Annotated in this window: 12 protein-coding genes; 6 read left to right on the top strand and 6 right to left on the bottom strand. The window is 69.0% G+C overall.

The window, feature by feature from the left end; all coding sequences use genetic code 11:
• Together ACIPEK_RS11085 and ACIPEK_RS11080 are read right to left on the bottom strand one after the other, a co-directional pair.
• Positions 1 to 744: anti-sigma factor domain-containing protein (locus ACIPEK_RS11085; RefSeq protein WP_401993616.1), on the bottom strand; the 744-nt coding region annotated here is incomplete at its 3' end.
• Complete coding sequence (locus tag ACIPEK_RS11080) at positions 741 to 1,325, bottom strand: sigma-70 family RNA polymerase sigma factor (RefSeq protein WP_401993613.1); 585 nt, start codon at positions 1,323 to 1,325, stop codon at positions 741 to 743. The genes ACIPEK_RS11080 and ACIPEK_RS11085, both read right to left, overlap by 4 nt.
• 189 nt (positions 1,326 to 1,514) lie before the next feature.
• On the opposite strand from ACIPEK_RS11080, the gene ACIPEK_RS11075 reads away from it, so the two are divergent.
• The 3 genes from ACIPEK_RS11075 to ACIPEK_RS11065 all read left to right on the top strand — a co-directional run bounded on the left by ACIPEK_RS11075 (position 1,515) and on the right by ACIPEK_RS11065 (position 4,181).
• Complete coding sequence (locus ACIPEK_RS11075) at positions 1,515 to 2,177, top strand: PadR family transcriptional regulator (protein WP_351262332.1); 663 nt, start codon at positions 1,515 to 1,517, stop codon at positions 2,175 to 2,177.
• A gap of 214 nt (positions 2,178 to 2,391) precedes the next feature.
• A complete protein-coding gene (locus ACIPEK_RS11070) occupies positions 2,392 to 3,405 on the top strand; it encodes an ATP-binding cassette domain-containing protein (protein WP_401993610.1) in 1,014 nt (337 codons plus the stop codon).
• Positions 3,402 to 4,181, top strand: a complete 780-nt coding sequence (locus tag ACIPEK_RS11065) for an ABC transporter permease (protein WP_401993607.1) — start codon at positions 3,402 to 3,404, stop codon at positions 4,179 to 4,181. The genes ACIPEK_RS11070 and ACIPEK_RS11065 overlap by 4 nt, the downstream gene beginning before the upstream one ends.
• A 9-nt stretch (positions 4,182 to 4,190) precedes the next feature.
• Here ACIPEK_RS11065 and ACIPEK_RS11060 read toward each other — a convergent pair whose 3' ends face one another.
• Positions 4,191 to 4,661 (bottom strand): ABA4-like family protein, encoded by a 471-nt coding sequence (locus ACIPEK_RS11060; protein ID WP_401993604.1) that lies wholly within the window; start codon positions 4,659 to 4,661, stop codon positions 4,191 to 4,193.
• On the bottom strand, positions 4,658 to 5,638 hold the full coding sequence (locus ACIPEK_RS11055) for a hypothetical protein (protein ID WP_401993601.1): 981 nt from the start codon (positions 5,636 to 5,638) through the stop codon (positions 4,658 to 4,660). Before ACIPEK_RS11055 ends, ACIPEK_RS11060 begins: the two co-directional genes overlap by 4 nt.
• Before the next feature lie 102 nt (positions 5,639 to 5,740).
• Here ACIPEK_RS11055 and ACIPEK_RS11050 point away from each other — a divergent pair, with 102 nt between their 5' ends.
• A complete protein-coding gene (locus ACIPEK_RS11050; protein ID WP_401993598.1) occupies positions 5,741 to 6,424 on the top strand; it encodes a MerR family transcriptional regulator in 684 nt (227 codons plus the stop codon).
• A 63-nt stretch (positions 6,425 to 6,487) separates the two neighbouring features.
• Here the strand turns inward: ACIPEK_RS11050 and ACIPEK_RS11045 are convergent, their stop codons facing one another.
• The gene (locus ACIPEK_RS11045) at positions 6,488 to 7,330 is read right to left on the bottom strand and encodes a siderophore-interacting protein (protein ID WP_401993595.1); all 843 of its coding nucleotides are present in this window, start codon (positions 7,328 to 7,330) and stop codon (positions 6,488 to 6,490) included.
• 46 nt (positions 7,331 to 7,376) lie between these two features.
• Positions 7,377 to 8,285, bottom strand: a complete 909-nt coding sequence (locus ACIPEK_RS11040; protein WP_383078519.1) for a 5'-3' exonuclease H3TH domain-containing protein — start codon at positions 8,283 to 8,285, stop codon at positions 7,377 to 7,379.
• 334 nt (positions 8,286 to 8,619) lie between these two features.
• On the opposite strand from ACIPEK_RS11040, the gene ACIPEK_RS11035 reads away from it, so the two are divergent.
• Both ACIPEK_RS11035 and ACIPEK_RS11030 read left to right on the top strand, forming a co-directional pair.
• Positions 8,620 to 9,684, top strand: a complete 1,065-nt coding sequence (locus ACIPEK_RS11035) for a glycine betaine/L-proline ABC transporter ATP-binding protein (RefSeq protein WP_401993592.1) — start codon at positions 8,620 to 8,622, stop codon at positions 9,682 to 9,684.
• The gene (locus tag ACIPEK_RS11030; RefSeq protein ID WP_401993589.1) at positions 9,677 to 12,310 is read left to right on the top strand and encodes an ABC transporter permease/substrate binding protein; all 2,634 of its coding nucleotides are present in this window, start codon (positions 9,677 to 9,679) and stop codon (positions 12,308 to 12,310) included. Before ACIPEK_RS11035 ends, ACIPEK_RS11030 begins: the two co-directional genes overlap by 8 nt.
• Positions 12,311 to 12,459 lie beyond the last annotated feature (149 nt).

Raw genomic sequence — 12,459 nt, 5'->3', positions numbered from 1 at the left:
CGGCACGGACGTCGGCTGCGCGGAGCCACCGGCCGGTTCCACTGTGATTCCTATGCCCGACGCACCGTCGACCGGGCCGTCCAGCAGGACGGCGTCGCTCGCGGCCCGGGTGTTCATCAGCCCGGCGGAACGCATGCTGCCGTGGTCGTCGAACCACAGCTGATACACCGTGCCGCCGGGCGGCTGCCGCATCCCCGAGGCCATGAACACGGCCCGGTTCTCACTCTGCGAGACCACGACCGTTCCCTTTGCGGCACCCTTCATCGTGCCGGAGGAGGCCCTGGCGTCCGGAGCGGCGAGGACCTGGGCCAGCTGCTCGTTCTGCTGCTGCGCCGCCCGCGCCTCCTGCCGGGCGTACTGGGCCGCCCGGTACTGCCAGACGGCGATCCCGCCGAGTCCGACCGCGGCGGCGAGACAGCCGGCGAGCGCGTACCTCGGCCGCCGGCCGCCCCGCCCCGTACTGCCGTGGCCCCGGGCCGCCGCGCCCGAGCGGTCCCGACCGGCGCCCGACGGCGACTCCTGTCGTACGGTCGTGATCTCCCGCAGCACCTTGTCCCGCAGCCCGCGCGGTGGGGGCCCGGCCACTGCGAGGCCGAGTCGGGTGGCGGTCTCGGACAGCTCGCGCACCTCGACGGCGCAGGCCTCGCAGTCGCCGAGATGCCGTTCGAAGTCCACCCGCTCGGTGTCCGGCAGGGCGTGCAGGGCGTACGCCCCGGTCAGCGTGTGCAGTTCGGCGTCGCTCATACGCTCACCCCGAGGCAGTCGCGCAGCCGGATGAGCCCGTCGCGCAGTCGTGTCTTGATCGTCCCGAGCGGTACGGAGAGCAGCTCCGACACTTCGCGGTAGGTCAGCCCCCGGTAGTAGGCGAGGGTCACGGACTGCCGTTGCAGCTCGGAGAGTGTCCGCATGCAGCGGCGGACCTGTTCGCGCTCCAGCCGGCTCTCCACCTGCTCGGTGACCTCGTCGAAGGCGGGCGTACGGTCCAGCAGTGCCGCCCTGTGCTCACGGGCCGCCGATGCCTCGGCCGAGCGCACCCGGTCCACGGCCCGGCGGTGAGCAAGCGTCAGCACCCAGTTCATCGCGCTGCCGCGGGAGGCCCGGAAACGAGGAGCCGTTCGCCACACCTCGACCAGGACTTCCTGCGCGACCTCCTCCGACTGTGCGGGATCGCGCAGCACGCTCCGTACCAGCCCGAGGACGGGCCCGCTGACCGCGTCGTACACCTTGGCGAAGGCATCCTGGTCGCCCCGGGCGACCAGCCCCATCAGCGACTGGAGATCGGGCCCCGCCGAGGGCGCTCCGCTGATGTACACGGCTTCTTTCACGCGGGCTTCCTCCCTGATCGCACATCGGTTCTCCGAGTGATCCGGAGCCGACGGCAGCACGGATGGGTCAGTGCGCGGGATCCTTCCACGCATCCCAAAATTCGCGATACATCGTGGTTGACGCGTCTGGGTGAACGCGATATGTTCGTTCACGAGTATTCGAAGGCGAAGTGAAGGGCGGTGGGGCGAGTGGCCAAGCGGCGAAAGCTCGGCAATCCACTGGCGCTGACGGTCATGGTGCTGCTCGCCGAGCGTTCCATGCATCCGTACGAGATCGCCCAGACGCTTCGCCGACGCGGCAAGGAGCACAGCGTCAAGATCAATTTCGGCTCGCTGTACACCGTCGTCCAGAACCTGGAGAAGCACGGTTACGTCGAGGTCGCGGGCGTCCAGCGGCAGGGCAACCGCCCCGAGCGCACGCTCTACGGCATCACCGAGGCCGGGCGTGCGGAAATGCTCGACTGGCTCTCCGATCTGCTCGCTGTTCCGGCCGTCGAATACCCGGTCTTCGAGACGGCCCTCTCGCTTCTGCCGGTGCTGCCGCCGGAGGATGTGGCGGAGCTGATGGAGACCCGGGAGGCGGCGCTGGCGGTCCAGGCCGCGGCTCTCCGGGGGATCCTCGGTCAGCTGGGGGAGAAGCTGCCCCGCGTCTTCGTCGTCGAGACCGAGTATCAGCTCCACATGATCGACGCACAGCTGGAGTGGATCAAGAACTTCCACAAGGAACTCACCGACGCCTCGATCAGCGGCATCGAGGAGTGGAAGTCCTTCCATGAAACCGGTGAAGTCCCGCAGGACTGGCAGGACTTGGACCAGCAGGAGATCGTTCTCGACCCTGAGCGGAAGGCGTAGCGGAAGCGACACCGCAGAAAAAGACCCCGGTGGGAGCTGTTGGAGCAGCAACCGCCGGGGTCTCGAACCCCGGACCGGCCATGCCGTGAAGGCGAGCCGGGCGATCGAGGTGCGGCACACCCAGGATAGCCCGGCGCTCTTCACGCGGATCGGCTCGGTATACCCGAGTGCTCGGTGGACCCGAGCACCCCGCTGACCACAGGAGAGCTCTGCCATGAGCACCCGTGCGCCCGCAGTGGCGGCGCGAAATCTGATCAAGACCTATCCCGGTGATGTCACCGCACTGGGCGGCATGGACCTCGACGTCGATGCCGGCACGGTCTTCGGACTCCTCGGCCCCAACGGCGCCGGAAAGTCCACCACCGTCAAGATCCTCACCACCCTGGCCCGCCCCGACTCCGGCACCGCGACCGTCGCCGGGCACGACGTCCTGCGCCACCCCGACCGGGTCCGACGCGCGATCGGCGTCGTCGCCCAGAAGTCCGGCGCCGACCCGGTCGCCACCGGTCGCGAGAACCTCCTGCTCCAGGGGAGGCTGTACGGGATGCGGGGCGCCGCCGTCCAACGCCGCGCCGATGAACTACTGGACCGCTTCGACCTCGCCGACGCCGCGAAGCGCCGGGTCAAGGGGTACTCCGGCGGCATGCAGCGACGCCTCGACGTGGCGCTCGGCCTGGTCCACCGCCCCGAGGTGCTCTTCCTCGACGAACCCACCACCGGGCTCGACCCCGAGGCCCGCACAGCCATGTGGGACGAGATCTCCCGGCTGGCCGGCGACGAGGGGCTGACCATCGTCCTCACGACGCACTATCTGGAGGAGGCCGACCGGCTCGCCGAGCGCATCGCGATCGTCGACCGCGGCCGGGTCGTCGTCGAGGGCAGCCCCGACGAACTCAAGGGCGAACTACGGGGCGACGCCGTCCATATGGAGCTGCGCGCCGAGGGAGATGCAAGGGCGATAAGCGCCGTGCTGACCGGACTGCCCGGGGTGTACGAGGTGCTGGTCGACGGCCGCCGGGTGAGCGTCCGTGCCGAGGACGGTGCCGCGGCCGTTCCCGTGCTGCTCGCCGCCCTGGAGCGGGCCGGTGCGGCGGTCGCCGCCGCCACCGTGGCCCGCCCCTCCCTCGACGACGTCTATCTGCGCTACGCCGGACGCCGTTTCTCCGAGGCCGAAGCAGCGGACGCCCGGCAGGTCCCTGCCCTCGCCCCCGCAGGAGGCACCCGATGAACAGCCAAGTTCTCGCCCAGACCTGGTACATGACCCAGCGTCAGCTCATGGCGATCATCCGGCAGCCGGTCTTCCTGGCGATCTCCCTGGTCCAGCCGGTGATCTGGCTGTTCCTGTTCGGCAACCTCTTCAAGAAGGTCGTCGAGCTGGGCGGCTTCGGCACCACGTCCTATCTGGACTACCTGATCCCGGGCATCGTGGTGATGAGCGCCCTCGGATCGAGCATGTGGGCCGGTATGGGCACCCTGGAGGAGATCGAGCGCGGCACGCTCAACCGCTTCCTGACGACGCCGGTCAGCCGCAACGCGCTGATGAACGCCAACGTCGTGCAGAACGGCATCAGTACCGCCGTGCAGTCCGTCATCATCGTGCTGCTCGGCCGGGCCGCCGGCGCCACCTACCCCGGCGGCGCGGGCGGGCTGCTGATCCTGGTCGTCGCCTCGATCCTGCTCGGCACGGTCTTCGGCGCGCTCTCCAACGCGCTCGGCATGCTGGTCCGTCAGCGCGAGTCGATCATCGGCATCAACACCTTCCTGCTGCTGCCGCTCACCTTCCTCTCCTCCTCCTTCATGGCCCCGAGTCAGATGCCGTCCTGGATGCGGCACATCGCCGACTTCAACCCGGTCGACTGGGCGATGGTCGCAGGACGTTCGGCGCTGACCGCCGACCCCGACCGGAGTCTGGTGCTCAGTCGCGGGGGAGCCCTTCTGGTCCTTGCGGTGGCGGCGGTCTGGCTGTCGGCCCGTACGTTCCGCTCGTACCAGAAGTCCGTCTGACGGGAGCCCTCACCGCAGCGACGCGTGACCGGCCCGGTCCGGGATTCCGTTCCCGGGCCGGGCCTTCGGCCGCAGCACAGCCCGTAGCACGAGAAAGACCAGCAGCCCGAAGGGCGACAGCACAATCGTCAGCACCAGCAGTGGTCCCATCACCAGCGGAGAGATCCCCAGCCGGCGTCCTTCCAGGAACATCCACTGGCCCAGCAGCAGATCCCAGGCGATGACCTGCGCCCAGACCGCCCCCGCCCCGTTCGCCAGGGCCGTCAGGTCGCGGAAGGTGTCGATGTCAGGGCTGCGCACCGCGTCCCAGAGCTCGGGGAAGACCGGCACGGCCATGATCAGATAGAGCGCGAGCACCGGCAGGGCGGTGAGCGGGGATGCGGCGACACGCGCGGTGGGACGCCAGTTCGGCGCGAGGATCATGAGCAGCCAGAACGGGGCTGCGAGGAAGAACGAGATCTCGAAGAGTGCACCGGTCATGCCACGATCTCCTTGTCGGCGGAATCGGAGACGGAATCTGAATCGGCCCGCAGTGGTGCGGGAGTTGACCTCAGCACCCCATAGCCGCAGACAGCGGTCGCCGCCGTGATCAGGGCCGCGGCGACGAGCGTCGCGCCGTCCGGGTGGATCAGCGGCTGACCGCGCAGCGCCTGCCAGGTGACCAGCGCGACGACCGCCGCGTACGCACCGGAGGCGACCAGCACCAACCGCAGCCGGACCCCCGGTTCGCGCAGCCGGGGGAAGCGCGGGGCCAGGGCGACCAGCGCGAGCAGGAAGAGCGGCAGCAGTTGGAGCGCGTGCATGCCGACGAAGTGCGGTATGCGCAGATCCCCGCCGGTTGTCGACCAGCCGGTGAGGGGCATCGACGGGCCGCCGTCCGGTACGCCGACGGAATGCGCGCCGATCACATCGGCCGTGTCGAGATTCCCGGCCGCCCGCTGCTCGGGCGTGGGCTGCGTCATCAGGAAGCCGAATCCCGCACCCACCAGGGCGAGCAGCACGCCCGAGCGGATCGCCCAGGCGGCGGCGCGGTCGGCCATACGGGCGCGCAACAGCAGGACGGCTATGACCAGTGTGCCGGTCCAGAGCACGACGACGGTGACGCCCATCGTGCTGAACAGCGTCTCGTCGAACGGGGTGGCGTGGTTGAAGTGGCTGCGCTTCCCCCTGATCACCTGGCCGGTGATGATCGCCATCTCGCCCAGGCTGGACAGGGCGACCACGGTTCCGGCCCACCAGCCGACACGCCGGCCGCGGGTGACCAGTGTCAGCATCCAGGCCAGTGCGAGTGCGTACACGACGAACGAGACCGCGAACTTGAACGGCTTGAACCATATGGCCGAGCCCGCCAGGACCCGGTCGTCGGCCAGCAGTCCCACGGCCGAGACGGCCGCCATGACGGCCATCGCGGCCGCGAAGAGGACTAACGGCCGGTGCCATGAACGCCATGAAGACATGAGGTCCCCCTGTAATTATGGATAGTGGCACTTCCCGCTATCCGATAGTGGAACTATCTATGATGGGTCGGGGGTTGGCAAGCGCGGAAGGAAGAACACGCGGTGCGCATCGGCGAGTTGAGTCGCAGGTCCGGGGTTCCGGTACCGACGATCAAGTTCTATGTACGTGAAGGGCTGTTGCCCGCCGGGCAGTTGACCAGCCCGAACCAGGCGAGTTACGACTCCGGCCATGAGCGCAGGCTGCGGCTGATCCGCGCCCTGCTGGATGTCGGCGGGCTCTCGCTCGCGGCCATCGGCGAGGTGCTCCGGGCGGTCGAGGACCCGGAACAGCCCGTGCACAAGGTGCTGGGTGTCGCCGCGAAGCGACTCACCCCGCTGCAGGGGGACGAGCCGGGGCCCGAGTTGGACGACGCCCGCGAAGAGGTGGCGGAGCTGGTGGCGCGACGCGGCTGGCGGGCCGGGGCGCACGGACCGGCCGGCGAGTGCCTGGCCGGGGTGATCGTCGCGCTGCGGAGGGCCGGGCACGGCGGGTTCGTCGAGCTGCTCGACGACTACGCGGCCGCCGCCGAACCGGTCGCACGGGCCGACCTCGACTATGTGGGGCGGCGGGTGGGGCGCGAGGACCTGGTGGAGAGCGTGGTCGTCGGCACGGTGCTGGGGGAGGCGATGTTCAGCGCACTGCGACGGCTCGCGCACGCGGACGCGTCCTCGCGAGCGTACGACGGCGACGGCGAGGGTGGTCCGGGCGGCGGCGACGGGGCAGCGGTGCATGCCGCCGGTGGATGAGCCGGCGCCCCGGGAACATGTACGCCCCGGTCGGGGACCGGGGCGTACATGAGTGAGCCGGCGTTACGCCGCGCTCTCCTGCTCGCGCTCCACCTGTGCGTTCCACTCGCGCTTGACCGAGCGCCAGGCGTCGTCGTTCTGGCCGAGCCGCCAGTAGCCGGAGATGGACAGCTGGGGAAGCGGGATCTCGCGGTCCATGCGCAGATGGCGGCGGATCTCCTTCACGAAGCCCGCCTCGCCGTGGATGAATGCCTGGACCTCGCCCGCCGGGAATTCCAGCTCCTTGACCGCGGCTGTCAGCGCCTCGCCGACCGGGCGCTCGCCGCGGTGCAGCCAGGTCACCTCGACCCCGTCGGGCGTCACGATCTTCTGCTCCTCCGAGGCGTCCGCCACCTCGACGAACGCGTGCACGACCGCACCCGCCGGCATCTGCTCCAGGGCGGCGGCGATGGCCGGCAGAGCGCTCTCGTCGCCGGCCAGGAGGTGCCAGTCCGCCGAGGCGTCCGGGCCGTAGCCCCCGCCGGGGCCGAGGAAGGTCACCTGGTCACCCGCGACCGCCCGCATCGCCCAGGGTCCGGCGAGGCCCTCGTCGCCGTGGACCACGAAGTCGATGGCCAGCTCCCGGGCGACCGGATCCCAGGAGCGCACCGTGTAGGTGCGGGTGGTGGGCCACAGCTCCCGCGGCTGCTCCTCACGGATGCGGGCCATATCGAACGGGTGCGCGTACTTCGCACCCTCGGGAGCGAAGCAGAGCTTGACGTAGTGGTCGGTGAACCCGGAGATTCCGAAGCCGGCGAGGCCGTCACCGCCGAGCACCACGCGCACCATGTGAGGGGTGATCCGCTCGGTGCGCAGAACGTGGGCCCCCTGCGCCTTGGGTGCCTGCCGTGCCGGTCGTTCTGCCACGAGGTTCTCCCTGCTCCGATTGCTTAGGCTTACCTAAGCTAGCATCTCAGTCCCGCAGTGTGGAGAGCAGGCGTTGCAGGGCACCGCCCAGCCCCCACTGCTTCGCGAGGGCTTCGAGGGCGACGGGATCGCGTGGCTCGGTGGGAAGCGCGGGGTCGAACTCGGGCAGGGGTACGTCACCGGCGACGCGGACCACCTTCGGTGCGACGGCCACATAGTCCCGGGCCTCGTCGAGGCGCTTGCGCTGCGAGGGCGTCAGCTTGGCGGCCGGATCGTCCACCGCGGCCATGATCCCGGCAAGATCGCCGAAGGCGTCCAGCAGTTTCGCCGCCGTCTTCTCGCCGATGCCGGGAACGCCGGGCAGCCCGTCGCTCGGGTCGCCGCGCAGCAGGGCCAGATCGACATAGCCGGAGCCGTCCACCCCGTACTTCTCCCGCAGCCACGCCTCGTCCGTCAACTGGAGCGAGCCGACCCCCTTCAGGGGATAGAGCACCCGCACCCCGCGGGCGTCGTCGACCAGCTGATAGAGATCCCGGTCGCCGGTGACGATGTCCACGGGGCCGGTGGCCAGACCGGTGAGCGTGCCGATCACATCGTCCGCCTCGTAGTCCGCGACGCCGACCCGGGCGATGCCGAGCGCATCGAGGACGTCCTCGATGACCGGCACCTGCGGGGCCAGTGTGTCGGGGGTCTCCTCCTCGTCGGGCAGCCCCTCGGCGGTCTCCACCGCGACGCGGTGCGCCTTGTACGTAGGGATCAGCTCCACCCGCCAGTGCGGCCGCCAGTCCGCGTCCATGCAGGCGACCAGGTCGTCCGGCCGGTGGTCCTGCACCAGGCGTCCGATGAAGTCGAGCAGCCCGCGCACGGCGTTGACCGGGGTCCCGTCCGGGGCGCGCACCGAATCGGGGACCCCGAAGTAGGCGCGGTAGTAGAGGGAAGCGGTGTCGAGGAGCATCAGGCGTCGCGTCACACCCCGATGATGCCGCACCCCACTGACACCGGCCGTCGCGGACACCGGGGCGAGAGGGCGAGCCTCCGGTGGCGGCCGCTCGCGGGTGACCTGGGTCACTCTTGCGTTTGGCTCGTGTAAGTGAGGGCAGGCGCGCAGCCGGAGCGGATCACGTAGCAGTTTCAACCAGTGCACGTGCCATGCGGACCGAATCCGCGCTGCTCCACGGTCTGCCGGAGGGGGTGGCAGACCGTTTTTCGGTTCAACCCGCGAGGTGTATGTGTCAAGGCTGCAAGCTGAGCACTTGTACAAAGTGTTCGGCAGACGACCCGATCAAGCCGTGCAGAAGCTCGAAAGCGGCGCCGACCGCGACGAGCTGCGCGCCGACGGAACGACCGCAGCGGTGATCGACGCCTCGTTCACCGTCGAACCGGGACAGATCTTCGTCGTGATGGGTCTGTCCGGGTCCGGAAAGTCCACGTTGCTGCGCATGCTCAACGGACTTCTGGAGCCCACAGCCGGACGCGTGCTGTTCGACGGCCAGGACCTGACCGCCCTGAGCCCCGCAGAACTGCGCCATGTCCGGTCCTCCAAGATCAGCATGGTGTTCCAGCACTTCGCGCTCTTCCCTCACCGGAGCGTGCTGGAGAACGCCGCGTACGGCCTCGAAGTGCAGGGCGTGCCGCGCGCCGAGCGCGAGAAGCGCGCCGCCGAGGCGCTGGAGATGACCGGGCTCGCCGGCTGGGAGAAGTCCTGGCCCGACGAGCTGTCCGGCGGTATGCAGCAGCGTGTCGGCCTGGCCCGCGCCCTGGCCACCGACGCCGACCTGCTGCTGATGGACGAGTCCTTCAGCGCGCTCGACCCGCTGATCCGCCGCGACATGCAGGACCAGCTGCTCGAACTGCAGAAGCGCCTGAAGAAGACCATCGTCTTCATCACCCACGACCTCAACGAGGCCATGCGCCTCGGCGACCGTATCGCCGTGATGCGTGACGGGAAGATCGTCCAGCTCGGCACCGCCGAGGACATCCTCGTCACCCCGGCCAACGACTACGTCGCCTCCTTCACCCAGGACGTCGACCGCACCCGGGTGCTGACCGCGGGCGCCATCATGGCCGAACCGCACACCGTCATGGGCACCAGCACGGACGACGGCGAGGAACTGCGTACCGACGACGACGTCCTCAGGGCCGCCCCGGCCACCGTCACCGAGTCCACGCCGATCATCGAGCTCTTCACGCCCTGCTCGCAGAGCGGAGTCGCGGTCGCCGTGACCGACGCCGAGGGCAAGCTCGTCGGTGTCGTACCGCGCGCCCGGCTGCTCGCCGTCCTCGGTGAGCCGATGAGCCCCGCCGAGGCCCCGCAGGACGTCACGGCCACCGCGAAGAAGGTGGCCAGTGTTTAGGCTTCCTCTCGGTGACTGGGTCGACTCCGCCGTCGACTGGCTGCAGACCCACCTGTCCTGGCTGTTCGACGCGATCAGCTCGATCGTCAGCGGCATGTTCGACGGCATAGCCGCCGTGCTCTCCGCCCCCGCACCGCTGCTCTTCGCGGGCATCGTCGCCGTCGTCGCCTGGTGGCTGCGCGGTCTGCTCGCGGGTGTGCTCGCCTTCGTCGGCTTCGCCGTCATCGACTCCGTCGAGCTGTGGGACGAAGCGATGGACACCCTCACCCTGGTGCTCGTCGCCACCATCATCGCGCTGGTACTGGCCGTACCGCTGGGCATCTGGGCGTCCCGCTCCAAGACCGTCAGCGCGGTGACCCGGCCCGTCCTGGACTTCATGCAGACCATGCCCGCCATGGTCTATCTGATCCCCGGCGTCATCTTCTTCGGCGTCGGCGTGGTCCCCGGCATCATCGCCACCATCATCTTCTCGCTGCCCCCGGGCGTCCGGATGACCGAGCTCGGCATCCGCCAGGTCGACGGCGAGCTCGTCGAGGCGGCCGAGGCATTCGGCACCACCCGGCGCAACACCCTGCTGCGGGTGCAGTTGCCGCTCGCCCTGCCCACGATCATGGCGGGCATCAACCAGGTCATCATGCTGGGCCTGTCCATGGTGGTCATCGCCGGCATGGTCGGCGGCGGCGGCCTCGGCGGCGCCGTCTACCGCGCCATCGGCAACGTCGACGTGGGCCTCGGCTTCGAGGCCGGCATCTCCATCGTCATCGTGGCGATGTACCTGGACCGGATGACCGGCGCGCTCGGCCGCGAGGTCTCCCCGCTCGCCCGCCGTGCCCTCGCCAGGGCGCAGTCGATGGCCGGTGGACTGAAGGTCTGGAACCACCGCCCGCAGCCCGTCGTCGCGGTCGTCGGCATTGTTGTCCTCGCACTCGTCGCGGGCGGCATGGGCCTCTTCGGCTCGTCCGGCTCGGACAAGGCCACCGCCGCAGGCGGCTCGAAAATCGGTGCGGGCAAGAAGATCAACATGGGTTACATCCCGTGGGACGAGGGCATCGCCTCCACCTTCCTGTGGAAGGAGTTGCTGGAGCGGCAAGGCTTCCAGGTCGACGTCAAGCAGTACGAGGCCGGTGCGCTCTACACCGGTATGGCCAACGGTCAGATCGACTTCGAGACCGACTCCTGGCTTCCGGTCACCCACGCCAGCTACTGGAAGAAGTACCAGGACCGCCTGGAGGACGTGGGCTCCTGGTACGGCCCCACCTCGCTGGAGCTGGCCGTCCCGTCGTACATGAAGGACGTCCGGTCGCTGGACGACCTCAAGGGCAAGTCCTCGCAGTTCAAGGGCCGGATCGTCGGCATCGAGCCGAGCGCCGGTGAGATGGGCCTGCTCAAGGACAAGATCCTGCCGGGCTACGGCCTGGACAAGGAGTACAAGGTCGTCGACGGCTCCACGCCGTCGATGCTGGCCGAGCTGAAGCGCGCGTACGCCAAGAAGGAACCGATCGTCGTCCCGCTCTGGTCGCCGCACTGGGCGTACAACCAGTTCGAACTGACCAAGCTCAAGGACCCCAAGAACCTCTGGGGCAAGGGCGACGGCATTCACACCCTGGCCCGCAAGGGCTTCTCCGCCGACAACCCCGAGGTCGGCACCTGGCTCAAGAACTTCAGGATGAGCGAGGACCAGCTCACCAGCCTCGAGGCAGAGATCCAGAAGGCCGGCTCCGGCAACGAGCAGGAGGCCGTCCGCACCTGGCTGAAGGCCAACCCGGGCGTCGCCGACAAGTGGACCCCCGTCGCCAAGGACGGAACGTCGAAGGACGCGGGCGGCAAGGACGAGCGCGACCGCGCCGTCGAGATGGCCTGGTTCCCCTGGGAGGAGGACATCGCCGCCACGTACCTGTGGAAGGCGGTCCTGGAGGAGCGCGGCTACAAGATCAACCTCAAGCAGTTCGAGGTCGGTCCGATGTACACCGCGATGTCGCGCGGCCAGATCGATGTGCAGTTCGACGGCTGGCTGCCGTACACCCAGAAGAACTACTGGAACAAGTACGGCTCCCGGCTGACCGACATCGGTTCGTGGTACGGCCCGACATCGATCGAGGTCGCGGTGCCCTCGTACGTGAAGGACGTCAAGTCCCTCGCCGACCTCAAGGGCAAGTCCTCGCAGTTCAAGGGCCGGATCGTCGGCATCGAGCCGGGCACCGCCACGATGGAGAACCTCAAGAAGAACGTGCTGCCGGCGTACGGCCTGGACAAGGAGTACAAGGTCGTCGACTCCTCGACGCCCGGCATGCTCGCCGAGCTGAAGCGCGCGTACGCCAAGAAGGAACCCATCGCGGTGCTGCTCTGGACGCCGCACTGGGCGTACAACGAGTTCAGCATGACCAAGCTGAAGGACCCCGAGAAGGCCTTCGGTGACGGCGACCGGCTGCACACCATCGCCAGCAAGGACTTTCCGAAGCAGTACCCGCAGCTGACGAAGTGGTTCAAGAACTTCAAGCTGAGCGAGGACCAGCTCGCCGGCCTGGAGAACCAGATCCAGAAGCACGGTACCGGCCATGAGGAAGAGGCCGTGAAGGCCTGGATGGAGAAGAACCCGGGCATCGCGGACAAGATGGCTCCGCAGTAGGGCTCTCCGCAGGGCCTGTGCAGGGGAAGGGGTGGGCGCCGCCGTCGGCGGGCCCGCCCCTTCCGGCTGTCCGGAAGACGTTCATCGACCGGGCGACCTTGCGTAACCGCATGCGTAATGTGCTGGCAGCCGGAAGGATGACGAGTCGG

The organism is Streptomyces sp. NPDC088246, assembly GCF_044741025.1.
GTDB lineage: Bacteria > Actinomycetota > Actinomycetes > Streptomycetales > Streptomycetaceae > Streptomyces.
Note: the sequence above shows the minus strand (reverse complement) of the source record. Positions and strands in the feature narration are given on the sequence as shown.